Genomic DNA, 24,257 nt, shown 5'->3' with positions numbered 1-24,257 from the left:
ACCGCGGCTCCGCGTGATCAAAGAACTTACGGCGTGAAATCTTCCTGGCCGGTTAGCCGCAGGACGAAGCCGGCGAGGAGATTTGCGGCTTGATCGATATCGACCAGCGAAATCGTTTCCACGGCGCTGTGCATGTAGCGGTTGGGAACGCTCACCAATCCGGTCGCCACGCCGGCGCGGTTGATTTGCAGCGTGTTGGCGTCGGTGCCGGTGGCCCGGCCGGATGCGGCAAGCTGAAAGTTGATATCGCCCGCCTTCGCCGTCTCGATCAACCGCTGAACGACCACGGGATTCATATTCGGTCCGCGATAAATCACCGGACCCTTGCCGATCGCAATGTCGCCTTCCTGCTTTTTATCGACCGTCGGGCAATCGGTGGCATGCGTCACGTCGACGGCGATGCCGATATGCGGATCGATGCCGAACGCACTGGTTTGAGCCCCGCGAAGGCCGATTTCTTCCTGCACGGTTGAAACCGCATAGAGCGCGCAGTTGAGCTTCTTGAGGCTCGCCCGCCGCAGGGCTTCCATCACGACCCACAGCCCGCATTTGTCGTCCATGGCGGGCGCATTCGCCTGATTGTTGCGCGTGCGCTGCATTCCAAGCTGGAAGGTGATTGGATCGCCGATGCGTACCAATTCCTCGACTTCGGCTTTGTCTTTGGCGCCGATATCGAGCCACAAGTCCTTGAGCTTTGGGATTTGCTTCCGTTCGTCGTCGGTGAGTAAATGGATCGCCTTGCGGCCAACGATGCCATCGACTCGGCCGCTCATGGTCCAAAGCGACATGCGTTGGCCGACGAGTTGAATCGGATCCCAGCCGCCGATCGGTTGGAAATAAATGTAACCTTCGGAGTCGATATGTTGCACGACCAGCCCGATTTGATCGCAATGCCCAGCGAGCATCACGCGAACCGGCGCGCCGGGATTCTTGACAGCAATGACGTTTCCATGCGTGTCGGTCGTCACCCGGTCGGCAAACGGCCCGACATATTCGCGAACCAATTTTTGCACCGGCTGCTCATAACCCGACGGGCTCGGCGTTTCCAACATGCGGCGCAAGAATTCCAATGCAGCGTCGTCCATGGCGAAGGCCTCAGCGAAAACGTGGTGGGCAAGCTAAGAGGGAAACGAGAATCCTAACGCCCGCGGGTTGCCACAGCAAGGAAGCTAGCGGCGTGGCCCGAGCAGGCGCCGAAGGAGGAGCCAGAAGGCACTGCGGCACTGCTGGACAAATCCAGCAGCGGCACCCCGAAACAAACCAGTGGCGAACTCGCCACGGCTACGTTTGGCCGCGTCTTGTTTTGTAGAAATTGCATGGATTCGGTAAGCGGAGGAAAGATTGACGGCGAGGCTCGCTGTCGTCGTCTTGAAAAATCGTCTTGCGACAAATACCGGTGGCAACTAAGTTTAGCCCTGGGCCTGTCTGTAAACGAGCGCTGCCGTAGCCGAACTTGGCACGGCAATCGCTCTTCGGCGGCCGCGTCTGGCATGGATGCCGGACGGCGAGACGGCACGCGATGCCGTCGAAACGCGTTTTGGAGTGCAAGGATGCCCGCACTGGATACGACCGCGAGCTTATGGATTTTGGGGGGTGTGCAACTGTTGGGGATCACGAGCGCATGGACGGCCCGGCTGAGCGAAGGCTCGGTGCACCAGGCGATGTGCCAACGGTTTTTCTTTCTCGGCTTGGTTTTGATGGGATTGGCCACGATGGTCACGGCCGCAGCTCGCCCGGGCATGCTGCTTACTTCGGCCACGACATTGGCAGTGTCGCTGCTAGTGGTGATCTGCGATTTCAAACATGCCGAGCGTTCCGCATGGACGCTGTCGGAATTCTGAGCCCCGATTGATCCACTCCGCCCGCCCAACCGACCGATCCTTCCCTCACTTCCCCGCCCGTAACTCACGACGCTTAGCCTCGTCTGTCGCGATAGCCAGCCTGTAGCCTGCCCCACGCGTCCCGCCTGATTGTCAGCCCATTCCGCACGGCGTATACTCGCAATGTTCGGTGTGTTGCTGCGCGCGTCTAAACGGAGGATTCGGCTTATGGTTGCTGTTTGGCGACGGTTCGGGATCGGGATGGGATCGGTCGTGGCGATTGCGATTGGCGTTGCTGTGCTTCGCGCGCAGGCGCCGGCCGCGAAACCGGCCACTTCGCAGGTTGCAAACGCTCCGGCCAAGACGCCCCCTAAAAACGCGGCAAAATCCGATCGCAGCCTGATCCGGCTGATGCGCGATGCACACGGCGAACCGGTGGCATTGGCGACGCCGATCATCCATTTGGCGTCGAAGGATCCGGCTCGGGCCGGGCTGTCGGTCGATTTGATCGGAGCGGTGCACGTCGGCGAAAAATCTTACTACGCAAAGCTGAACAAGCAGTTTGAGCAATACGACGCGGTGTTGTATGAATTGGTTTCGCAGAAAGACGTCCGGCCGACGCCGGGGCATCGTAGTGGAAACCCGATTTCGACGCTGCAAATCGGTATGAAGAATTTCTTGGAGTTGCAATTCCAACTCGACGAGATCGACTATAAAAAGAAGAATTTCGTCCATGCCGATATGTCCCCCGAGCAATTTGCCAAATCGATGGAGGATCGCGGCGAGAGCATTTGGACGATGATGGCACAGATGTGGGGCGCCGGGATCGCGCAGCAGGCGAGCCATGGCGGCGGCGACACCGACCTGTTGTTTGCCCTGTTCGACAAGAATCGGGCGGTGCAGCTGAAGCGCTACATGGCCGGCGAAATGGAAGATATGGAAGGAACGATGGGTGTGCTGGACGGGCCCAAAGGTTCGGCGATCATCACCGAGCGGAACAAGGCCGCGCTGAAGGTGTTGGGCGACGAAATCATCGACGGCAAGAAAAAGCTGGCGATTTTCTACGGCGCCGGTCATCTCGCCGACATGCAAAAGCGGGTCCGCGAAGCATTCGGATTGGAGCAAACGGGCAAGATCGAATGGCTCGAAGCTTGGAATCTTCGTCTACCGGGCCAAGACGGCAAAGCCGTCCCGGAAAAATAGCCGCGAATTGCCCGCGCTTGATCATTCATCCCGATTGTGGGATAGCTTCGGCTTACCGCTTGCGGTATAAGTCGTTCGCTTGCAAGCGTCTTGGATGCCGCTCTTGCGGCTCAAGCCCAGGGAAGGCCGCCGCTGGTTCTGCCATTGCCGCCGATCGCTGTCGGCCTTCCCTGGGTCTTCCCCGCCGTTTCGCTCGCCGCATTCGCCTTTGTGACCCCGTCTCCCCGGTCGGCAACATAGCTTTTGCCCGCTCGGCGGCCTTCCGCGTCACCGAAGGCCTATCGGTTCGAAAGAAAACAACCATAATATGCAAGTCAACGCCCTCCCACGCTCACCATCGGCCTTGGCCCGGCTTTACGCTCTTCGGGCCGCCGACTATTGGAACCGGGGACTTTTTCCCCCCATGACCGCGACATTATTGGCCGCCCTCGCCAAATTGCTCAGCGGGGCCAGCGTTCGCTGGATCGATTGCCAGCCCGACACTTGCCAGCGCGTCTATTTCGCGAATCATACGAGCCATCTCGATGCCTTGGTCGTGTGGGCCGCCTTGCCGCACGAGGTGCGAATGCTCACCCGGCCTGTCGCCGCCAAGGATTACTGGGAAGGAGGCCGGTTGCGGCGGTATCTGGCCACTCGGGTATTCGATGCCCTACTGATCGACCGCAAGGACATCAAGGTACACCAAAGCCCGGTGGATCTGATGATCCGCGAAATCGGCGAAACCAAGTCGCTGATCGTGTTTCCCGAAGGAAGCCGGGGCACCGACGGCATCGGCGAGTTCAAAAGCGGGCTATATTATCTCAGCAAGAAACGGCCCGATTTGGAGTTGGTTCCGGTGCATATCGACAATCTGAACCGAGTTTTGCCGCGCGGCGAATTCTTGCCGGTGCCGCTGCTGAGTTGCATCAGCTTTGGTCCCCCGATGTGGCTTGAATCGGGAGAGCCCAAGGCGGATTTCCTGCTCCGGGCACGGGAAGCCGTGCGCCGCTTGAAGGAAGTCTGAGCTTTGTCAACAATAGAGCCGCATGTGCTGCCGCGGCTGGGCGATCGCGTGGCAGGATTGTTGTCGACCCCGCGGCGACGCGCGAAACCGCAAACGAGCGCCCACGCGTTTATCGATCGAAGCTCGCTTGCGGTTTCGCGCGTCGGAATCGATCGATTGTTATTCATCCTCGGCACCACACCGCTCTTTCAAAACCAACGGCTAGGAATTTGAGGCGATGGCGGACGGGAAGACCTTGGCCTTGGTCGGCGGCGTGCTGGTGCTGTTGGCCGCGGCCACGGGCGCAGGGCAGTTTCTCAAGCTCTATCCCGAGAGCGGGCTCAACGCGGCGGTCGTGCGGAGCTTCAATCTTCGTTTGCGGGCTTGGTGGCTGATGTGCAGCGTCTTGGCCGCCGCTCTGTTGATTGGCGACACGGCCACCGTCGTGCTGTTCGGCGCCATCTCATTCTGGGCGCTGCGCGAATTCATCACGCTCACGCCAACGCGACTGGGCGACCATCGCGCGTTGTTCTGGGTGTTCGTGTTGTTCACGCCATTGCAATATGTGCTGATTGGGCGGATGCGGCATTCGCGCTACGAGTTGTACAACGTGCTGATCCCGGTGTATGCGTTTTTGTTCATTCTGGCGCGCGTGGCGGTCTCGGGCGACTACAAGCGATTTCTGGAACGGACGGCAAAAATTCAGGCCGGATTGCTGATTTGCGTCTACTGCTTGAGTTTTGCGCCGGCATTGCTCTATCTCGATCTCAAGCCGGGCGAATCGCAAGGGGCGAATGTTCGTTTGCTGTTCTTTTTTATCCTGATGGTGCAGGTGAGCGATGGGCTGCATTTTCTTTGGAGCAGATTGGTCGGCCGGCACGTGATTGCGGCGGCAATCAGCCCAAGCAAAACCTGGGAAGGTTTTTTGGGCGGCACCGCCAGTGCCACGCTGCTCGGTGCCGCCCTATGGTGGGCCACACCCTTCGAACCATGGGGAGCGGCCGGCATCTCGCTGTTGATCAGCGTCATGGGCTTTGCCGGCGGAATGACGATGTCGGCCATCAAACGCGACCGCGGCGTGAAAGACTACGGCACGCTCGTCGAGGGGCACGGTGGAGTGCTCGATCGGATCGATTCACTTTGCTTCGCTGCCCCGGTCGTATTCCACGTGATGCAACTCTTCTTCCCGCTGCAACAGCCATAGCCATATCCACCTTGTGGCTGTATCAGACCCAACTGCAGGATTACCACGATAAGCCGGCAGCGGCTCCCAAGGTTTGTTTGGGCCCGCGGCGGCCGCCAGAAACACCATCCGGCCCGGCGTGCCACGGCTCGGCGTGGGCATACGTGGGCCGAGCGATTCGGCGATTCACATGCCCCCTTCAAGGTAGTGGGCACGGCAACCATGTAACGGGTGATCCTCGTCAATCGCCGAGGCTTTCGAGGCCGGCCAGTTCGCAGAGATTGGCGGCGCTCACCGGTTGCGGGCAACTCCATACCAGGAAGAACAGCGCTTCGCGGCACCAGCGGCCGGCCGGATGGCCGACGACATAGCCTGTCCCTTTCGCGGCGACCAACGCGGCCTGCGATGCCCGCAAGGCCAAGCTATTGCTCCGCGCACGGAGTGATTCGCTTGTGCACACCGCTTCACCGCCGGCCAGCCGCAGCAAGCTCGCAGCAAGTTCGGTCTGTTCTTCGGCCAGGCTTTGCGACATCGCCGCCAAAAGCTCCGGCCGGGCCTTTGCCTGCTCGATGAGAAAATCGATCGCGGCGCGGGCATGGCCGATCGCCAAGGCCGAGGTATTCAGGCCGCCTGTGTTCGCGCCGGCTTTGCCGTGCATGACATTCTCCGCCGGGCCGGCCAAAAGAAATTCGCGAGCGAGCCGCACGCGCTCGCATCGCAACGGACCGGTGCAGCTTGCCGACAGGCCCACCAGCTCGAGCGCCGGCGGCACCGACACGCCCGGCAAATCCGTCGGCAATAGTGCGAGAATTTGCCGGCCATCGGCCAGCGTCGCGCCGAGCACGACGGCATCGGCATGCGCCGCGCCGGTGACCCAGGGGCTATGGCCGTCGAGCAAAAATCCGTCGGCAGTTTCCTCGGCCAGTAAGATCGGTTTCGCGAGATGCCGCCGGCTGGTCGTCAGGTGCGAAATGCCAACCGTGGTGAAATGCGAACCGTCGAGCAGAGCCGGCAGCCAGTTGTCGGCGAGGGGCGCATTGGCGGAATCGACGATCCTTCGGCAAGCGGAGGTGAATTGCGTGAGAATGAATGTCGTGGTGAGGCACGCCGCGCTAAGCCGCAAATAGCCGCGGAGCACGTCGACTTCGCTCCAACCGAATCCGCCCACCGATTCCGGCACGAACCAGCGAAACACGCCCGCCCGAGCGCAAAGCGCTAACTGCTCGGCGGGCCAATCCGGCTTGGAATCCAGCCCCGCCGCCTTGGCTGCCAATTCACTGCATAAGGCTCCCAATTGCGGCTGATCGGGTGCTGCGATGAGATTGGTTCGTGATTCGTTCAAGCGGCTCTGCCTTTCGAGCGGCGACAACGCGCTGGCGCAACCCTGCCACCCAGCAATGGAAGCGGTTCGTAATCGTGCAGTTTAGCAAATCTGGAGTCAGGCCGCCGGGCACCTTCCGGGCAGCGGCCATTTCGCGCGATTCTTCGCTCTGCCGGCAGTGGCATGCAGCATCTTCTTCTTATACATTGGCTATCGAGTGCCCAGTTCAAAAAAACGCTCCGCCCACTGAAGGACGAGTTTATGTCGCCGATTCCCGCCAATCCGAATCAACCCGGCGGTTTCGTTCCGCCGAGCCAACCCGTCGTTACCGAGCCGCCGCGCCGCGAATTGCCAATGCGGATTATTTTGGAGCCGAGCGGCCGTGGTTGGGGGCGGTGGAGCGGACGACTTGGCTGGGCGCTGTTCGTCCTGGCGTTGCTCTACATTATCTTTACCTACGGTAGCTATTCGAGCTACATGCAAGCCAATCCGAATATCGAAGAGAAATTCGTTTCCAACTCGAAGACCGCCAGGGACAAGGTCGCGATCATCACGATCGAGGGCATCATCGAGCATCAAGATGGCTTCGCCAAATGGCAAATCGATCGGGCTCGCGAAGACCCCGACGTGAAGGCGGTCGTCGTCCGCGTCGATTCCCCCGGCGGCACGATCACCGGCAGCAATTATCTGTATCACCTGCTCGTCGAGCTGGCGAAGAAAAAGCAGATCAAGCTCGTGGTGAGCATGGGGGGCCTCGCGGCAAGCGGCGGCTATTATGTGTCGATGGCCGTCGGCGACACGCCCGACACGATTTATGCCGAGCCGACCACCTGGACCGGCTCGATCGGCGTCGTGATTCCGCACTACGATGTTTCCGATCTGCTGACGAAATGGGATATCACCGACGATTCGATCATCAGCAATCCGCTGAAGTTGATCGGCAGTCCGACGCGGAAGGTTTCGCCGGAATTGGCCAAACAGGAACACGACATTTTGCAGACGCTCGTCGACCAAAGCTTCGACGATTTCAAGGACATCGTGAAATCGGGCCGCCCCGAGTACAAGAAGAATCCCGAGGAACTCGACAAGCTTGCGACCGGCCAGGTTTTCACTGCCAAGCAAGCCCTCGCGGACCACTTGGTCGACAAGATCGGCTATATCGACGACGCGGTGAATCAGGCGATCGGCTTGAACGGCCTGGAAGCCGGCAGCGTTCGCGTCGTGAAATACTCGGCCCCCAAGGGACTGTTGAACGAAATGCTGTTGGGCTCGAGCGCCTCCAGCGATTTGGCCGCTCTCAGCCGTGGTCCGAAATTCGATCTTTCGGCCCTCTTGGATCTGACGGCGCCGCGAGCATACTATCTATGCACGTGGCTTCCATCAGTCGTGCGACGGAGTGGATTGTAATTCAAGACCATTGGCATAGTGCAGCAGGATGCCGGTTTCCCACTCCCTTGCAAGCGCTGCGGGCTCCGTTGCTCGACCGCTCGAATTCGAACGGTTTTGCTTATTCATCACGTTTCCGCTTCCAGCCCAGGAGAATTCCCACCATGCGACGTCGCTCGAAGATTCCGCTGCTATTGATCGTGTTGGCTATGGCTTCGTGGTCCGCGATGGCCAGTGCTGCCGAACCTGAATGGAAAACCATCTTCGACGGCAAGACGCTCGAAGGTTGGCAGGAATTCAATGGCAAGAAAGGAAATTGGGATGTCGTCGACGGATTGATTCACTGCAAGGGCAAAGGGGGCGGCGCATCGCTCGAAACCGTTGCCGACTATTCCAACTTCGAGTTGGAACTCGAATATCGCATGGAAAAAGGGGGCAATAGCGGCGTCTACCTGCGAATTCCGCTCGATGCGGCCAAAATCGGCAATCCTTCCTACACGGGCATGGAGATTCAATTGCTCGATGATCTTTCGCCGGAATACGCCCACCTTCATCCCGAGCAATATTGCGGAAGCGTCTACGACGTCGTGGCCGCCAAGCGCGAGTTCGTCAAACCGGCGGGCGAGTGGGGCAAGATCGATATCGTCTGCGACAAGCGGCACGTCAAAGTGACGCTCAACGACCACGAAATCGTCAAGGCCGATCTCGACGATTACAAGGCCAAATATCCGACGCATCCCGGCATCCGCCCGGAAGCGACCACCGGCCACGTCGGCTTGCAAAACCACACCGGCCCCCTCGGTTTCCGCAACGTCCGCATCCGCGTGCTGGAGTAGGCTGGTAGGTTGCCGCGGAAAACACCGGCGGCTAGCGCCTTGCCGCTCACGGCAATTCCTGTCGGCGGCAAGCGCTAGCCGCCGGTCGAGATCTGCTCGCCCTTCGACACCGATTGGCATTGCCGATGGACAGCAAATCGTTTGCCGTGTTGGTGACGATCGCGTTTAGCGTCGTCGGAGTGCTCGGCGACTATTTTCTCAAGCTCGCGAGCCGCGAGGAGCATTCGTTCCGCGCGCCATGGTTCTATGCCGGTTTTGCGGTTTATGCCTCGACTGCGTTTGGCTGGTTGTTTGTGATGAAGCATCTCAAGTTGGCGACGATCAGCGTGGTCTATTCCGTGTCGATGGTGGTCTTGCTCACCGCGATCGGCGCCGGGTTTTTCCACGAATCTTTGAGCTATACCGAAATCGCCGGTCTGCTGATGGCGATCGGGGCGTTGGCGCTGTTGACCCGCTTCGCATAGCTTCGCCGAGGCCGCTGGAGAACTTGACGCGGCGAGATTCCAACACGGCCGCGGGGTCGTTGTTCTCCGCGGCATTGAGCGGTAAGCTTGACCACTTCAAACTGGCACGCCATTCGCACCATGCCGGCGGTTTCCGGTTCATGGTACGACGCCCACATCCCGATCGCTAAACCTCCCTGCGATTTGGTGGTCGGTGAGAGTCCGGATTCTGGAAGCAGCGCGGCCGGTTTGCGCTCGGAGCCGAAGAGCAATACTTGGACAGGACCGCAAACCTAAAGGAAGATGGCATGGAACAACAATCTCGCACCCAGACGCACGGCGTCATCAAGAAATACGAATCGGAATTGCTCGGTGACTGGCTGGAGGGGATGAACGGCCTGGCGACCGACAGCCGGATCTCCGAAACCGAGCTCCGCAGCCAGGCGCGGGAATTCCTCGAACTATTGCAAGAAGCCATTCGGCACGGCAAGCCGGGCCATATCGAAGGCCCTGAATGGATGAAGCTGCGGGAGTTTCTCGATCAAATGTCGCTTTCGCGCGTCGCGCAAGGTTTTAATTTGGCCGAAACGGCCACCTTCATCTTTTCTTTCAAGAAGCCGCTCTTCGCCAGACTGCAAAAAGAATTCGGCAAAGATCCCGAAGCGCTGGCCGCGGAGATGTGGGTGGCCACGGAACTGCTCGACAAGTTGGGGCTGCACACCGTCAAGGCGTTTCAAAGAACCCGCGAAGACGTGATCGCCCGGCAGCAAACCGAAATGCTCGAGCTCTCGACGCCGGTGGTCAAGCTTTGGGACGGCGTATTAGCGCTGCCGATGATCGGCACGCTCGATAGCAACCGCACGCAAATCGTCATGGAATCGCTGCTGCAGCGGATCGTCGACACCGGATCGGAGCTGGCGATCATCGATATCACCGGCGTGCCGATGGTCGACACGCTTGTGGCGCAGCATCTGTTGAAAACCGTCACGGCGATTCGCTTGATGGGCGCCGATTGCATCATCAGCGGAATTCGCCCCCAGATCGCGCAAACGATCGTGCATTTGGGCGTCGATCTGCAAGGCGTCATCACGAAGGCCACCCTGGCGGATGCGTTGAGTTTGGCATTGAAAAAGACGGGCTTCACGATCACCAAGGCCAAGGTCTGAGCAGTGGCGGCAATGGCGACGGCGGCTTCACCCTGCGAGCACGAACCCCGCGGTTCAGCACCGTGGGGCAGAAATCCTTAGCGAGGCGGATATGGACCGAATTCCGATTCTACCGATGGGCGAGTTCCTGCTGGTGACCATTCAGGTCGACATGCACGATCAACTTGCTCTCACGCTCCAAGACGATCTCACCTCGAAGATCGAAAAATCGGGCGCTCGCGGCGTGCTGATCGATATCTCGGCGCTGGAAATGGTTGATTCCTTCATCGGGCGGATGATCGCCAATATCTCCGGCATGTCGTCGATTCTCGATGCCGATACGGTGGTCGTCGGCATGCAGCCGGCCGTGGCCATCACGCTCGTGGAATTGGGCCTCACGCTCACCGGCGTGCGCACGGCGCTCAACGTCGAGCGCGGAATGCAAATGCTGCGGACCGAATTGACGGACAAGGAGAGCGTGAATGGCCACCGCCACGACGAGTGACACGCTGCCCTTGCAAACCGAACACGACATCGTCGTCTGCCGGCAAATGGTGCGGAAACTGACGCAAGAGTTGGTCTTCAGCCTCGTCGATCAAACCAAGATGGTCACCGCGGCAAGCGAGCTGGCCCGCAACACCGTGATTTACGGCGGCGGCGGCCGGTTGCATTGGGCCGTTCTGCGTGAAGGGACAAGAGCCGGCCTGCGGCTCTCGTTCGAAGACGAAGGCCCCGGCATCCCCGATGTCGCCCAGGCGATGACCGACGGTTGGACCTCGGGCACAGGGCTCGGCCTCGGCTTGTCGGGCGCCAAGCGGCTCGTCAACGAATTCCACATCGACACGCAAGCGGGCAAAGGGACTCGTGTCACCATCGCACGCTGGAAATAGAGACGGCAATGCCTGCCTGCCACACCGTTGTTGAAGTGAAAGATGCTAGCCACGTGGGCGAGGCCCGGCGCATCGCCGCGCGCATCGCCGCGGAAACATCGCTCGGCGAAGCCGATCGCGGAAGAGTGGCGATCGTGGCCACGGAAATGGCGAACAATCTCCATCGCCACGCCGTCGGCGGGAAAGTGTTGCTGCGGCCCATGCGCGGCCCGGATTCCAATCGCAGCGACGTAGGCGTCGAACTGCTGGCGATCGATCGGGGCCCGGGAATGCCCAATGTCGCCCGTTGCTTCGAAGACGGGTATTCGACCGGCGGCACGGCCGGCACGGGGCTGGGGGCGATCCGCCGCTTGGCGACCGAGTCCGATGTCTACTCGGCGCAGCCGTCCGGAACGGTGATTATGGCTCGGATTTTCGCCGCCGGCACGCATCCCTCCGAGGACCCAATCCGCTATGGCGCCATCTGCGTTGCCGCGCCCGGCGAGACGGCTTGCGGCGACAATTGGAGCTTCATCGCTCGCGACGCAACGGCCACGTTCATGATCGCCGATGGCCTGGGCCACGGCGTCTTGGCTGCGGAAGCATCGGCCGAAGCGGTTCGCGTTTTCGAAGCCAAGCCACTCCAGCGCCCCGCCGCATTTTTGCAAGCCGCGCATCAGCCGCTGCGCACCACGCGCGGGGCGGCCGTGGCCGCGGCTCTCATCAATATCGCCGAGCGGAAGCTATATTACTCCGGCTTCGGCAATGTTTGCGGCAGCATTTTCGACAATCGCGGCGCCGATGGCCGCGGACTGGTGTCGCACAACGGCACGCTCGGGCTGCAGATCCGCGCGGTCCACGACATCGAATACGACTGGCCGCATTGCGGGTTGCTGGTGATGCACTCCGACGGACTGCAAACGCGCTGGAATCTGGCCGCGTATCCGGGGCTGGCCCAGCGACATCCGGCGGTCATAGCAGCGATTCTTTTTCGAGATTTCACACGCGGCCGCGACGATGTCACCGTCGCAGTCCTCCGGTAGCGGTGGAACGGATAGCGATGTTTCAAGACGCTCCTGATCAAGAACTGGCCCAGCTTCGCGAGGCGCACGCGAAGCATCTCGATGAACTCCGCGTGCGCGGTGCGGAGATCGCGAGCCTTCGCGAAGAACTTGCAGAAACGAATAAAGGGGTGGTCGCACTGTATTCCGAACTCGACGACCAGGCGGAGCGACTACGGCAAGCGTCGGAACTGAAAAGCCGCTTCCTGTCGTATATGAGCCACGAGTTTCGCACGCCGCTGGGCTCGATTCGCAGCATCGCGCGGATCTTGCTCGACCGCATGGACGGCCCGCTCACGCCGGAGCAGGAAAAACAGGTCGGGTTTATTCAAACCTCGGCCCTTGAGTTGACGGAAATGGTCGGCGACCTGCTCGATCTGGCCAAAATCGAAGCGGGGCGAATTACGATTTCGCCCGCCTGGTTCGATTTGGTCGATCTGTTTTCTGCATTGCGCGGCATGTTTCGACCCGTGCTCACTTCCGATGCCGTTTCGCTGGTTTTCGAAGAGCCGGTCGGATTGCCCCGCGTGTATACTGACGACAAGAAATTGTCGCAAATCCTGCGCAACTTCATTTCCAACGCGTTGAAATTCACGCCGCAGGGAGAAGTCCGAGTCACCGCAAAACGGGGTGCCGATGAGACAGTCGTGTTTGCGGTCGCCGACACCGGCATCGGAATTGCCCTCGAACACCAGTCCGCAATCTTCGACGATTTCGTGCAAGTCGATTCGCCGATCCAAAAGCGATTCCGCGGCACGGGCTTGGGCTTGTCGCTGAGCAAGAAATTGGCGCAGTTGTTGAACGGCACGATCGAAGTGAAAAGCGAGCCAGGAGTCGGCTCCACGTTTTCCATCATCTTGCCGCTGGCGTTTTCCGCAGAGCAACCAACGACTAAGGGAACGACTGAGGAGCCGCAGCAGCGCGCCAATACCTAAGGCTCGGCCAAAAATGACTTCTTCACGGACCCCTCTCCCTTGCGGGAGAGGGCAGGGTGAGGGGTTCGAAAAGCGGAAGTTACTTTTCGGCCGATCCGAAGGATACTAATTACGTAATGAAATGCCCCGGCGCTATCCTTCGCCAACACTTCGGGCCTGGTGATCCGGTCCGAGTGTGGCATACTAGCCCGAAGCGTTAGCGAGGGAGGCCCTCGACGCCGACTTGATTTCTTGCAGCCCAAGCTGCCACGGGAGCGAATGCCGCGATCCAATGGGTCGCCGGGACCGTAACGGAGGATTGTCGATGAAAGGCAAGCAGTCGATTACCGTCGTCGTGGTCGACGATAATCCTGCCACGCTCTATTCCACTTCCCGCATCCTGCGCTCGGCCGGATTCGAAGTGGCTGAAGCCGCCACTGGCCGGCGAGGCATCGAACTGGCCAAGAACGCACAAATCGTCGTGCTCGATGTCAATCTGCCCGATGTCGATGGCTTCGAGGTCTGCCGGCAAATCCGGGCGAATCAATCGACTGCCCGCATCCCGGTGATCCATCTCTCCGCCACGTTCGTCAAGGATGTCGATAAAGTGCACGGGCTCGAGGTGGGTGCCGATGGCTATCTGACGCATCCTGTCGAGCCGCCGGTGCTGATAGCCACGGTCAACGCATTCTTGCGCACGCGCCAAGCTGAGGAAGAGCTCCGCGATAGCGAAGCGAAATTCCGGGCCGTGTTCGACAACGCCGTCAGCGGCATCGCGCTCGTGAGCAAGGATTGGATTTTTCAAGACGTCAATCCGGCCATGTGCCAACTCATGGGCCGCTCGCGCGAATTGCTTCTCGACGGGCAAGATGCGTCGCTGATGCCCACCGCGATCCTCGAAAAATCGTCCGAAATTCGCCAGAAGCTTGCCGGCGGCAGCTCGTGGAAGGGCGCATTTCCGCTCGATCGGCCCCAACAAGAAGCGGTTCATTTGGAATGGAGCATGTCGCGCTATTCCGAGCCCGACGTTTATCTGGCGATCGTTACGGATGTGACCGAGCGGTTCCATGCGGAAGAAGAGCGACGGCAATTGCTCGCCAGCGAGCGGGCCGCCCGCAGCGAGGCCGAGCGAGCCAATCGCATGAAAGACGACTTCCTCGCCACGCTGTCGCACGAACTGCGCACCCCGCTCAGTGCGATCGTCGGCTGGTCGCAAGTGTTGCAGCGCGGCGATCCGACTCCCGAAGAGCTGATCGAAGGCCTCGCAGCCATCGACCGCAACGCGAAGGCCCAAACCCAGCTCATCGCCGATTTGCTCGATGTATCGCGAATTTCATCCGGCAAGCTGCGGCTGGAAATCGAAGCCATCGACCCGGCGAAAATGATCGAATCGGCCCTGAACGCCGTGCATCAGGCAGCGGAAGCAAAAAACATTTCCGTCGACCTCTCGATCGATCCGGAGGCGGGCCCCGTTCGCGGCGACCCGGCCCGATTGCAGCAAGTGATCTGGAATCTGATGACCAATGCCGTCAAGTTCACGCCGAAAGGTGGGCGGATTCACATCGAACTCCAGCGAATTAATTCCAATGTCCGCATCACGGTGCGCGACAACGGCGAGGGGATTTCCGCCGACCTGTTGCCGAACCTTTTCAAACGCTTCCAACAAGGCGACGCCAGCACCACGCGGCGGCATGGCGGGCTGGGGCTGGGACTGGCGATCGTGAAACATCTGGTGGAAATGCACGGCGGCACCGTCGTCGCCGCAAGCGAAGGCGAGGGCAAAGGAGCGACGTTTACGGTCGAATTGCCCGTGGCCGCCATTCAGACGCGCTCCGCTGCGCCGCTTGCCGCCGGGTCCCTCTCTACCAGCAGCACGTCCCCGGTGTTTTCGACCAATCTCAACGGAATAAAGGTACTCGTCGTCGACGATGATCCCGACACCCGCGCGCTCTTTCGCCGCGTGCTCTCCGATTGCGGCGCCGAGGTGGCCGATGCCGAGGGTGTGAAGCAAGCACTCGGAAAACTCGACGAATTCAAACCCAACGTTTTGGTAAGCGATATTGGGATGCCTGCCCTCGACGGGTATGATCTGATCCGCGAGGTGCGATCGCGCGGATACACGTTTCAGCGGCTCCCGGCCGTCGCGCTGACGGCCTTCGCCCGCATTGAGGACCGCCGCCGAGCGATGCTCGCCGGATTCCAGGTGCACGTTTCCAAGCCGGTCGATCCGAGCGAACTAACCGCCGTCATCGCGACGCTTGTCGGGCGAACCGGCTGAACTGCCGCGCCGCTTTGGCGATCGCAACGCTCCAGACGTGAGATCGCCATGGCCTTATTGATCGATGGCTATAACCTGTTGCACGCCAGCGCGATTTTTGGGCCGCCGAACCGCCGCGGCCCCGGCGGCTTGGAACGGGCCCGCAGTGCCCTGTTGAATCTAATCGCCGAATCGCTACCGGCCGAGGAACTGCGGCGCACGGCCGTCGTGTTCGATGCGTCGGAAGCGCCCTATGGCCTGTCACGCATGTTCGAGCATAAAGGGCTGACGGTCTACTTCGCCTCGCGCGATTCCGATGCCGACAGCCTGATCGAAGAACTGATCCTTCAAGATTCGGCGCCGCGACGGCTAACCGTGGTTTCGAGCGACCATCGGCTTCACAAGGCGGCCAATCGCCGCCGGGCCACGGCAGTGGATAGTGAACGCTGGCTGGCCCAATTGCTCCGCGACCGGCAATCGCGCCACGAGCCGCGGCCGAACGATAGCATCAAACCGGAAGGTCCGCTTTCGCCGGGCGAAGTCGAGTTCTGGCTAAAGCAGTTCGGCGGCGACGAATAGCGACGACGCGCAAAACCGCAAGCGACCTTCGGACTCATACGGTGGCTCATAGCGTGTGCCGCTGGCTCCGCCAGTGTAGGAATTACCGACGATTTCGGACACTGGCAGAGCCAGTGGCACGCAAGCAATCACCCGTACGCACTGCCTTCAAATGGCAGCTAGCACCTTCCGCTCGGCCTTGCTTCGGACCGCCGAATCGCTTACGATTCGCCCCTCTTTTTGCCTAGCATTCGCAGCCTGTCGGAAAGTTCGTCGTTGATCGACGACGCGCGCGTCTATGATGTCAAGCCGCTCCACGTCCGCCGGCGCTTGCGCCGCGATCATCGCCGGCGCAATGATCGTTTGGTGCGCCGGCTGCGCCAATCCGTTCGCATTTACAGCCGTCGGCGTGCAAGATGATCAGGAAATCACGAAGGCTAGCGGCGAGAAGATTTCGCCGACGACACGGGCGCCGTCCGGAGATGTGGCAGCGGCGGTTCTGATACCAACACCAGCGCCGCCGCCGGCCGCTCCCACCCCGCAATCGCCACCGCAGCCAATCATAGCGGCTTATGCCAACGCCGCGCCGCAACCGACAACCACGTCGGCGCCCACGATCGCTCCGCCGAATTCCGCGGCCATTACGGCAAATGGCGCCGATCCGCAACAGCTCACGGCGCTGTTGGACGAAGTGCAGGCCCTCGGCGCGCTCGATCCCGAAGCACAGCGAGCGCTGTTGGAAAATCTGCGGCAGTGCGATCCGAAGCTCTGGCCACAGATGGTTCGCCAGTTCAAAACGGTGCTCGCATATCGCAAGCAGATGGCGGCGGAAGCGCAGGCGGCAAAATCCGAACCGCCTGCATCCGCAGCGCTGCTCACTTCCGCCCTAACGCAAATCGCCGCGAGCGCTACGGCATCCGGCGATCATTCTCCGGCGATTCTTTCTACGAAGAAATCAACGGAATCGCCGGACTCGGCAACGCAACGCGCGGCCGATGTCCGAGCGGCAACAACTGCCGCCGCGGCAACCGCGGCTAAATTGGCTGCAAGCGCGAAGTCGGTCGCCGACAAACCCGCAGCGACCGCCGCCAAGATCGGCACGGCGCCGGAAACGCATTCAACGCCGCCGGCAGCAATTGTCGCGGCGGCATCGTCCACGGCAGCGCCCGAGGCATGGCAAACGCAATTGACTTCGGCGATTCTCGAACTTGAAAGCCAGAACGCCAGCGGCGGAACCACTTCGGCCGACATCGATCGGCAGATCAATTTGCGAATCCTATATTTGGCGGCCGGCCGACGCGACGACGCGCTTCGCCCAATCTCCGGCATGACGCCCGAGCAGCAGCAATTTTGGACCAAGGAGCTGTATGGCCTGGCGACACTGCGCGATTCCACGAAGCAGCCCGATCTCGAACGCCGCGCGACCGAGGCAACGCTACACCTGCGCGAGGCGGCGGCGCAACTCGGCGATCTGGCCACCCCGGTGGTGCGGAATTTGGCCTTCTGCAAGGAAGTCACTAGTTTCGGCGTGTACACCAAATTTCCGAACTATGAATTCACCGCGGGGGAAGAGGCCCTTATCTATTGCGAGTTGGAAAATCTCAAGGCGGCTTCGACCGATCGCGGCTATCACACGGCCGTGAAAGGGACCTACGAAATTCTCGACTCGCACGGCAGTCGGATGACGGAGCAAGAGTTTCCCGCCTCCGACGACTTTTGTGCCAATGCCCGCCGCGACTTTTTCATCCTCTACCACATCTGGATTCCCAAACAAATCGCGGCCGGATCCTACACGCTGCAACTGACGATCGAAGACACTCAGACCAATCGAGTCGGCCAATCGACGATGCAATTCAAAGTGAAATAGCCGGCCGGCAAGGATCGCACCCCGGAGCCAAGTCGAGCCGGCAATTCACTTCGTCTGCAGCAGCGCGATTTCTTGCAGCGAATTGTCGGACTTGCCGCCGATGCCGATCATGGGCGAGCCGCTGCCGCCGATGCGCTTGCTGATCGCGCTGGTGCGGCTGCCGTACCAGTCGCTGACATAGGCATCGCGCGGATTCAAGCCGATGCCCTGGATTTGCATGAACGTCACCGACAGGCCGTCGATGCGATTCGAGGCCTTGAGCGTCAGGCCGCCGACGGCGAAGCCCTCGCGAGCCCGCACCGTGACCGCGTCGCCGCGCGGCATGCCGTGCATCGAGCCTTGGATTTCGCCGTGGCTGGTCAGAAAAATTGGGCGGATCGTCCGGATGTATTGGCTGCCGTCGTTGGTGTTGCCCAGGCCGATCTCGAAGCCGACGAGCAGGCCCCCTTCATCCGGCCGATCGATGAACGGTGCGCCGCGGTTGGTCGGCCCGACGGCCGGCGTAAACATCACTTTATTGGCCCGCATCGCCGCTTGCACGCGTGTGAACGCCTTGCCGGTGATATCCTGCAGCCGTTTTTCGACTTTCGCCTTCGGCAAGCCGGAGAGATTCGGCAGCGCCGTGCCGTACCAAAAAAGGGCTCGGCCTTGCAGCCGTTCTTTTTCGCCGGCGTCAGCCGTGCCGTCGGCCAAGTCCCACCAGCCGTCGGCCAATTTGAGCTGTGCTTCGGGCTCGGCGGGGGGCGACATTTCGGCCACCGCCAACACTTGCAGCGGCGATTCCGCCCCGAGCGCGATCATCGGCAGACCCGTGTCCCAATCGCCTTTGGTAAACACGATATACCGCCCGACGGTCGCGTTGGCGGCCGGATCGAGCGGCTTTTGCTCGAGCTTCGTGGCGGCGGGGCGTACTGTCTCGTAGGCCGATTCGATTCCCTCGATCTCCTTGCCCCGGGCCGTCCACTGGCGGAGCACGTCGTTGTCTTTGGCCCGTTTCGCCGCCGCGAGTCCTTGGGCCGCAAGCAGCTTCGCCACTTCGAAGTTGTCGGCCGCGATCGCATCGTCGAGCGCGCTCCAATCGGCATCGGCCAACGCACGGCTTTGCTGCGGATTGGTCGCCGTCTTAGCCAGCCCGGAGAGCGCTTCTTGCCGCAGTGCGAGCGCATCGAGCCGGAAGGCTTGCGCCGTTTCGTCCACGGAGCGGAGCGCTACTACCGCATCGCCCACACTGAGGGCCAAATCGCGGGCCATTTTGAGCAGCACGAACTGGCCGGCCGGATCCGCTTTGCTGTCGATGCCTTGCTGCAACAGTTTCTTGGCGAGCTCGTCTTTGGCAAAGGCCGTTTTTGCGGAATCGATTTGCGTGCCATACAGATCATGGATCAGTTTGGCTGCGTTGGCTTGAGCGACTTCGTCGGGCGGTTCGGCTAGCGCCGGCGGCGGAGCCGTATCGTCGGCCGCGCGAGCGGGTGCAATAGGCGAGCCAATCGCCATGAGGAACGAAGCGGCGAGGAGAACGAGTTTTGGGCGCGAATGCGGCACGGTTCGTGGTTCGTGGTTCGTGGTTCGTGGTTCGTGGTTCGTGTGCCACTGGCAAGCCCAGTCTGCCGATGTTGAATTGCCACATGCCGCCGCCACGGGCACACAGCGCTTGCCAGTGGCACACGAGACCTGCATTGGAATCAAGCGGCGGCCGAATCCTTCGTGTTTGTGAAACAGGACCGCTCAAAGGCTCGATGTTGTCGGCTGCGATTTCGCTGGGGTGGGCCCAGGTGCGCCGGTGCGCAGGTGGAGGATTTGCAAGGTGACCTTTCGAACCGTGTCGAGGTCGGCCGACTTTCGGGCCGAGGTCAGGCTCACTTCGGCCAGATGCGCGGCTGCGTCGGGCTGTGCGGCGGCAATGGCATCGTCGATCATGCCGGAAGCCGCGTTGGCCAGCGCGTCCCACGCCTCCGGTGTCGTAACGTGGGCCCGCAGGTTGTCGAGTGCCTGCGTGCGCACTTCCAGAGAATTCACGGCAAAACGTCTGGCAAGTTCATCCACCGCGGAAATAGCCGTCGCGGCATCGCCCTGCTTCACGGCGCTATCGAGCGCTCGCCGCAATAGCACGTAGATGTCAGCTCCTTCGAAGGCCTTGTGCGCCTGGTCCAGTAGGTCGGCCGGCGAAATTCCTGCCGGCGGCCCGAGCCGCTTCTCGGCGTCGGCGATCGCGGCCGCACCTGGCAGCGGTGCCCTGCCGGCGAGCGCGGGATCGACCGGCGGCAATTTCGGAGGCCGATTGGCCGGTCCTGGGCCCGGGCCGAGCGGCGGCTTACCGGGCGGAAGCGTGGCGGCAACCTGGTCGCCAGGGGTTCGTGATTGCACGGACGGCGTCGAATTCGGTACCCCGTTCGTTGCGGTATCGGGCGGCTTTGCAGGAAAACCAATTGCCGACATGCCTTGGCCTGCCGGAGTTTTCGAGGTGCCCGCCGGCGGCGGCCCCGTCAAAGACGACGGCGATTGACCCGGACCCCGTGTTGCAAGATTCGACCCCTTTTTCGGCGGCACATTGTGCGCTGGATTCGTCGGCGGGCTCACCACCGCCGCCGACTGCGCGACCGATGACGAACTGCTTGCCGTCCGACGAACGCCATCTCCGTTTGAAGTGTTTCCGCGAACACCGGACGCTTCCGAGTCGGATCCAGAAGTGGTTTTTTCGGCCGTCGTCTTATCGATTGTGGGGCCGTGAGCGTCGCGATTGCTAAGAACGACCACAATTCCAATCAGCAATAGAACCGCAATCGCGCCGGCGGCAATGAGAATGGTCGTCGTGCCCAACAATTGCCGCGGTGCTTCGGCCACCGGCGGCGGCAGGGCCGGAGGCGGTGGCCCAATCTGTCCAGCCGAATATCCCGGAAACGGCGTCGCGTGCCGTGCGCCGCCGCGAGCACCCGCCATCGCCGAGGCCGCGACCGAAGGCATTCCCGCCGGCGGCGTGAGCGACGGCGGCGAATTCGATAGCGAGGGCGCATGCATGCCGCCCATTGCTGCGAAGCCCGGAACGTCCGCACTCGGTTGCATGCGCAGTTGCGCGCGAAGCTGTTCGTCGTAAGCGGTTTTCTTCGGCGATCGAAGCAGACAGAGCTTGGCCGCAGAAATCTCGTTCAGCAGCTTTTGCGACAGTTGGGAATGCGGCCCAGTCTTATACGTTTGCACATGGGCCATCTGCCGGTCGGCGGCGGCGGCGATCACATCCGGATCGCTCTCGAACATTCCCAGCCCCAGCAACCGATAATGGTTGGGCGGCTGATCGTGCGGTGGAATCGAGAGCCACTTGTGATAGGCGTCAAAGCCGTTCGACATACGCCACTTATCCGCCGCTTGAAAAGAGTGTCGTGGAGCATCCGCCGCAGAGTGGCCGAATGGGCCGATTCCTGATTGTACGGCCCGCGGGCACTATCGATCAACCGCCATCTGCCGCAAGAGGCAATGCGGCAATGCCGCGTTCCGAGGGAGCCCGACGCCCCAGCAAGGCCGAACTGCCGAACTGCCGGACCCCCGTTTTCAAGTTCCGGCAGTTTATTGGATAGGTTATGATTAATCGAAGCAGGCCCGCCGCCCGCTATGAGGTCAAGATGTTGCGATGCCGCGAGAGGAATCAGGAAAATATCGGATGAATCCGCCAAAACATAAAACCGGTTCCGCCGGCCGCCCTGTGGCAGGTCGGGCCGAGGTCAGCGGCATACCGCAAACGCCGGGCTGGTCGCGCACGTTGCGGGAAACGATCGAATCGATCGCCATCGCGTTCATGCTGGCGTTCTTGTTCCGCACGTTCGAAGCCGAGGCATTTGTCATTCCCACCGGCTCGATGGCCCCGACGCTGATGGGCAAGCATTTGGACATCGCCTGTCCGAAATGCGGATTCGAATACCGCGTCGGCGCTCCGCACGACGATGAAGAAGACCCGAGCCGGGCCGTGCCTGCTGCTCGCGACGCCGATCTGGCCAACACATGCGTTTGCCCGAATTGCGGATACACGCTCGATTTCGCACATATGAACCCGTCGGAGCGGGCGAGCTACGTCTACTACAACGGCGATCGCATCTTGGTCAGCAAATTTGTCTACGATTTCAGCCCGCCGGCGCGATGGGATGTGATCGTGTTCAAATATCCGGAAGACGCCAAGACAAATTACATCAAGCGACTCGTCGGCTTGCCAAACGACTTGGTGCGGATCCGCGACGGGGATATCGCCGTCAGCCACGACAACGGCAAAACGTTTGTCTATCAGCCGCGCAGCCCGGGCAAATTGCGATCGATGTTGCAAATGGTGTTCGACGACGACCATGCGTTTCGGCCGTTCGTTGAAAAAGGTTGGCCTGCGGCGCTGCAAGGCGAAGGGCGCGACGCGGCAGCATGGACCGCCGTGGCGAGCAACTCCAAGGAACGGTATGGCCCCACGGCATTCATCACGGCCGGCAAACTGCCGAGCGGCGCGCCCGCCGAGGCATGGCTGCGTTATTACCACTATGTTCCCAACGAGCAGGATTGGAGCCGTTTTCAACACGGCCAGAAGCTGTCGTTTATAGCCCCGTCGGGCGAGCAGTATCCGCAGCCGCAACCGATCACCGACAGCAATCCCTACGATACGCCGTTTCGCGATCAACTCGGCAATCCAAGCCCGGTCGACGATTTGGCGATCGAGTTTCAAGTCGACGTGCAGCAGACTCAGGGCAAGCTGGCATTGGAGTTGATCAAGCAAGGCCAGCCGTTCCGTTGCCTGCTCGACCTGGCGGCAGGCAGCGCGGAGATGGAAATTCCCGGCTGGAATCAAAAGACGCCGCCGCGAGCGGCAACCGGCGGCATTTCGCGCACCGGCAGCCACCAAATTCTGTTTGCGAATGTCGACCATCAGATTACGCTTCTGGTCGACGACAAAAAGGTCGAATTCGATCCGCCGGCCGTTTGGAGCGACGTGGCGCCGGGCAATGCATCGGTCGGCTCGCCGGCGGCCATTGGCTCGATGGGCGCGCCGCTGCAAATCAATCACTTCCGCATCCTGCGCGACATTTTTTACACCTACGACACAGGTCGATTTCGCGATGATCAGGCGCCCCAGGGATGGCCGACCGATGTTCATCCCTGGAGTTGCTTTCCGCCCGAGGGCATCGACAAGCTGCGGCAGGCCGGGGCCGACGTTCGCGAATACGATCAGTATTTCTTTCTCGGCGACAACCAGTTTTTCACGCTCGGCGACAACACCCGGCTTAGCCAGGACGGCCGGTTTTGGTCGCCGCTGCATTTCGTCGATCGGCGGCTGTTGATCGGCAAGGCGCTGGTGATTTATTGGCCGCATTCCTTCGACCGCGTGTCGATATTCGGCCATGAAGTTCCATTTCCCTACTGGCCCAATTTCAGCCGAATGGGGTTTGTGCGGTAGGCGACAGGCTGAAGGCTTGAGGCCACAGGACGGACGCGCGAAACTGCAAGCGAGCTTCAACGTCATTTCGGTTTGTGGCTCGCTTGCGGTTTCGCGCGTCGGGCGACGCCTGGTGTCGCCGCTTGATTCGATGGTCGTCACGGAGGATGGGCGATGCCGATTTTGCAAGTCGAAGGATTGGTGAAGATCTACGGGCGGCGGCGGGTCGTCGATGGCGTCAATTTCAATGTCGAGCCCGGAGAAGTCGTCGGCCTTCTTGGTCCGAACGGGGCGGGCAAGACCACCAGCTTCCGCATGGCCTGCGGCATGATCGAGCCCAATGCCGGCAAGGTCACGCTGAACGGCATCGACGTGACCAATTGGCCCATGTACCGCCGCGCCCGCGACGGCGGAATGGGATATCTCCCGCAAGACGTAAGCGTGTTTCGCAAGCTTTCGGTCGAGCATAATCTGCTGGCCGTGATGGAAATGCTCGGCATGGGTGCCGCCGAGCGGCGGCAAAGGTGCGAAGAGCTGATGGTCCGTTTCGGCATCACGCACATTCGCAAATCGACGGCGATGCTCATCTCCGGCGGCGAGAAGCGGCGGCTCGAATTGGCCCGTTCGCTGGTGTCGAACCCCAAAATCATTTTGCTCGACGAACCCTTTACCGGCATCGACCCGGTGACGATCAACGAGATTCAAAAAATCATTCGCGGCCTGCGCGAAAACGGCATCGCCATTTTGATCACCGACCACCGCGAGCGCGAAACGCTGGCGATCACCGATCGCAGCTACGTAATCCTCGCGGGCAAAGTGCTCTGCCACGGCTCGGCCGAAGAGGTGCTTAACAATCCTGACGCCCGCAAATACTACTTCGGCGAAGGCCCAGATTGAACGTGGCGAAAGGGCGGGCTTTCAGTTCGACGTATTGGACCTCGCGACGCGGATCGGTTTTTTGTGGGCTGCTTAACTTCTGCGTGGCCACGCCTTCCCGCGTGCGATCGTCGTTTG

General features: G+C 60.9%; 21 protein-coding genes. 17 read left to right on the top strand and 4 right to left on the bottom strand.

From position 1 onward, the window contains the following. Window positions 1-26 precede the first annotated feature (26 nt). Complete coding sequence (locus VHX65_17105) at window positions 27-1,085, bottom strand: M42 family metallopeptidase (protein HEX4000273.1); 1,059 nt, start codon at window positions 1,083-1,085, stop codon at window positions 27-29. A gap of 465 nt (window positions 1,086-1,550) precedes the next feature. Here VHX65_17105 and VHX65_17100 point away from each other — a divergent pair, with 465 nt between their 5' ends. From VHX65_17100 to VHX65_17085, 4 genes are all read left to right on the top strand, one after another. After that, window positions 1,551-1,841: a hypothetical protein gene (locus VHX65_17100; protein ID HEX4000272.1), complete on the top strand. Its 291-nt coding sequence runs from the start codon at window positions 1,551-1,553 to the stop codon at window positions 1,839-1,841. Between the two features lie 207 nt (window positions 1,842-2,048). Further along, entirely contained in the window at window positions 2,049-3,023 is a 975-nt protein-coding gene (locus tag VHX65_17095; protein HEX4000271.1) for a hypothetical protein, read from the top strand. 403 nt (window positions 3,024-3,426) lie between these two features. Next, entirely contained in the window at window positions 3,427-4,026 is a 600-nt protein-coding gene (locus VHX65_17090; protein HEX4000270.1) for a lysophospholipid acyltransferase family protein, read from the top strand. A 217-nt stretch (window positions 4,027-4,243) separates the two neighbouring features. Continuing rightward, a complete protein-coding gene (locus tag VHX65_17085) occupies window positions 4,244-5,209 on the top strand; it encodes a phosphatidate cytidylyltransferase (GenBank protein ID HEX4000269.1) in 966 nt (321 codons plus the stop codon). 220 nt (window positions 5,210-5,429) lie between these two features. Here VHX65_17085 and VHX65_17080 read toward each other — a convergent pair whose 3' ends face one another. Next, entirely contained in the window at window positions 5,430-6,530 is a 1,101-nt protein-coding gene (locus tag VHX65_17080) for an acyl-CoA dehydrogenase family protein (GenBank protein HEX4000268.1), read from the bottom strand. Between the two features lie 240 nt (window positions 6,531-6,770). Between VHX65_17080 and sppA the strand changes: the two genes are divergently transcribed. From sppA to VHX65_17025, 11 genes are all read left to right on the top strand, one after another. Next, window positions 6,771-7,916 (top strand): signal peptide peptidase SppA, encoded by a 1,146-nt coding sequence (sppA, locus tag VHX65_17075; GenBank protein ID HEX4000267.1) that lies wholly within the window; start codon window positions 6,771-6,773, stop codon window positions 7,914-7,916. 143 nt (window positions 7,917-8,059) lie between these two features. Next, a complete protein-coding gene (locus VHX65_17070) occupies window positions 8,060-8,731 on the top strand; it encodes a DUF1080 domain-containing protein (protein HEX4000266.1) in 672 nt (223 codons plus the stop codon). A gap of 125 nt (window positions 8,732-8,856) precedes the next feature. Further along, a complete protein-coding gene (locus tag VHX65_17065; protein ID HEX4000265.1) occupies window positions 8,857-9,195 on the top strand; it encodes a hypothetical protein in 339 nt (112 codons plus the stop codon). A 287-nt stretch (window positions 9,196-9,482) separates the two neighbouring features. After that, window positions 9,483-10,340, top strand: coding sequence for an STAS domain-containing protein (locus VHX65_17060; GenBank protein HEX4000264.1), 858 nt, complete (start codon window positions 9,483-9,485; stop codon window positions 10,338-10,340). Window positions 10,341-10,431: 91 nt separating this feature from the next. Further along, a complete protein-coding gene (locus tag VHX65_17055; protein HEX4000263.1) occupies window positions 10,432-10,824 on the top strand; it encodes an STAS domain-containing protein in 393 nt (130 codons plus the stop codon). Then, the gene (locus tag VHX65_17050) at window positions 10,802-11,209 is read left to right on the top strand and encodes an ATP-binding protein (protein ID HEX4000262.1); all 408 of its coding nucleotides are present in this window, start codon (window positions 10,802-10,804) and stop codon (window positions 11,207-11,209) included. The genes VHX65_17055 and VHX65_17050 overlap by 23 nt, the downstream gene beginning before the upstream one ends. Window positions 11,210-11,217: 8 nt before the next feature. Further along, window positions 11,218-12,231: an ATP-binding protein gene (locus VHX65_17045; GenBank protein HEX4000261.1), complete on the top strand. Its 1,014-nt coding sequence runs from the start codon at window positions 11,218-11,220 to the stop codon at window positions 12,229-12,231. A gap of 17 nt (window positions 12,232-12,248) precedes the next feature. After that, window positions 12,249-13,184, top strand: coding sequence for an ATP-binding protein (locus tag VHX65_17040; GenBank protein HEX4000260.1), 936 nt, complete (start codon window positions 12,249-12,251; stop codon window positions 13,182-13,184). A 304-nt stretch (window positions 13,185-13,488) separates the two neighbouring features. Further along, window positions 13,489-15,441 carry a response regulator gene (locus VHX65_17035; GenBank protein ID HEX4000259.1) on the top strand — a complete coding sequence of 651 codons (1,953 nt, stop codon included), beginning with the start codon at window positions 13,489-13,491 and terminating at the stop codon, window positions 15,439-15,441. A 48-nt stretch (window positions 15,442-15,489) separates the two neighbouring features. Then, window positions 15,490-15,999: an NYN domain-containing protein gene (locus VHX65_17030; protein HEX4000258.1), complete on the top strand. Its 510-nt coding sequence runs from the start codon at window positions 15,490-15,492 to the stop codon at window positions 15,997-15,999. Between the two features lie 280 nt (window positions 16,000-16,279). Further along, a complete protein-coding gene (locus VHX65_17025; GenBank protein ID HEX4000257.1) occupies window positions 16,280-17,845 on the top strand; it encodes a hypothetical protein in 1,566 nt (521 codons plus the stop codon). A gap of 45 nt (window positions 17,846-17,890) precedes the next feature. On the opposite strand, the gene VHX65_17020 is transcribed toward VHX65_17025, so the two are convergent. Together VHX65_17020 and VHX65_17015 are read right to left on the bottom strand one after the other, a co-directional pair. Next, window positions 17,891-19,387, bottom strand: coding sequence for a hypothetical protein (locus VHX65_17020; GenBank protein ID HEX4000256.1), 1,497 nt, complete (start codon window positions 19,385-19,387; stop codon window positions 17,891-17,893). Window positions 19,388-19,570: 183 nt separating this feature from the next. Then, window positions 19,571-21,187 carry a hypothetical protein gene (locus VHX65_17015; protein HEX4000255.1) on the bottom strand — a complete coding sequence of 539 codons (1,617 nt, stop codon included), beginning with the start codon at window positions 21,185-21,187 and terminating at the stop codon, window positions 19,571-19,573. 310 nt (window positions 21,188-21,497) lie between these two features. Between VHX65_17015 and lepB the strand changes: the two genes are divergently transcribed. Further along, on the top strand, window positions 21,498-23,264 hold the full coding sequence (lepB, locus tag VHX65_17010) for a signal peptidase I (GenBank protein HEX4000254.1): 1,767 nt from the start codon (window positions 21,498-21,500) through the stop codon (window positions 23,262-23,264). A gap of 153 nt (window positions 23,265-23,417) precedes the next feature. After that, on the top strand, window positions 23,418-24,140 hold the full coding sequence (gene lptB / locus VHX65_17005; protein HEX4000253.1) for an LPS export ABC transporter ATP-binding protein: 723 nt from the start codon (window positions 23,418-23,420) through the stop codon (window positions 24,138-24,140). Window positions 24,141-24,257: the final 117 nt, after the last annotated feature.

Source organism: Pirellulales bacterium (assembly GCA_036267355.1).
Lineage (GTDB): Bacteria > Planctomycetota > Planctomycetia > Pirellulales > DATAWG01 > DATAWG01.
Note: the sequence above shows the minus strand (reverse complement) of the source record. Positions and strands in the feature narration are given on the sequence as shown.

Coding starts and splice junctions, on each gene's coding strand:
- VHX65_17095 (HEX4000271.1), top strand. CDS start 2,049: ATGGTTGCTGTTTGGCGACGGTTCGGGATCGGGATGGGATCGGTCGTG.
- VHX65_17015 (HEX4000255.1), bottom strand. CDS start 21,187: ATGTCGAACGGCTTTGACGCCTATCACAAGTGGCTCTCGATTCCACCG.
- VHX65_17060 (HEX4000264.1), top strand. CDS start 9,483: ATGGAACAACAATCTCGCACCCAGACGCACGGCGTCATCAAGAAATAC.
- VHX65_17090 (HEX4000270.1), top strand. CDS start 3,427: ATGACCGCGACATTATTGGCCGCCCTCGCCAAATTGCTCAGCGGGGCC.
- VHX65_17070 (HEX4000266.1), top strand. CDS start 8,060: ATGCGACGTCGCTCGAAGATTCCGCTGCTATTGATCGTGTTGGCTATG.
- VHX65_17035 (HEX4000259.1), top strand. CDS start 13,489: ATGAAAGGCAAGCAGTCGATTACCGTCGTCGTGGTCGACGATAATCCT.
- VHX65_17030 (HEX4000258.1), top strand. CDS start 15,490: ATGGCCTTATTGATCGATGGCTATAACCTGTTGCACGCCAGCGCGATT.
- VHX65_17065 (HEX4000265.1), top strand. CDS start 8,857: ATGGACAGCAAATCGTTTGCCGTGTTGGTGACGATCGCGTTTAGCGTC.
- VHX65_17100 (HEX4000272.1), top strand. CDS start 1,551: ATGCCCGCACTGGATACGACCGCGAGCTTATGGATTTTGGGGGGTGTG.
- lptB (HEX4000253.1), top strand. CDS start 23,418: ATGCCGATTTTGCAAGTCGAAGGATTGGTGAAGATCTACGGGCGGCGG.
- VHX65_17105 (HEX4000273.1), bottom strand. CDS start 1,085: ATGGACGACGCTGCATTGGAATTCTTGCGCCGCATGTTGGAAACGCCG.
- sppA (HEX4000267.1), top strand. CDS start 6,771: ATGTCGCCGATTCCCGCCAATCCGAATCAACCCGGCGGTTTCGTTCCG.
- VHX65_17085 (HEX4000269.1), top strand. CDS start 4,244: ATGGCGGACGGGAAGACCTTGGCCTTGGTCGGCGGCGTGCTGGTGCTG.
- VHX65_17025 (HEX4000257.1), top strand. CDS start 16,280: ATGTCAAGCCGCTCCACGTCCGCCGGCGCTTGCGCCGCGATCATCGCC.
- lepB (HEX4000254.1), top strand. CDS start 21,498: ATGAATCCGCCAAAACATAAAACCGGTTCCGCCGGCCGCCCTGTGGCA.
- VHX65_17040 (HEX4000260.1), top strand. CDS start 12,249: ATGTTTCAAGACGCTCCTGATCAAGAACTGGCCCAGCTTCGCGAGGCG.
- VHX65_17050 (HEX4000262.1), top strand. CDS start 10,802: ATGGCCACCGCCACGACGAGTGACACGCTGCCCTTGCAAACCGAACAC.
- VHX65_17045 (HEX4000261.1), top strand. CDS start 11,218: ATGCCTGCCTGCCACACCGTTGTTGAAGTGAAAGATGCTAGCCACGTG.
- VHX65_17055 (HEX4000263.1), top strand. CDS start 10,432: ATGGACCGAATTCCGATTCTACCGATGGGCGAGTTCCTGCTGGTGACC.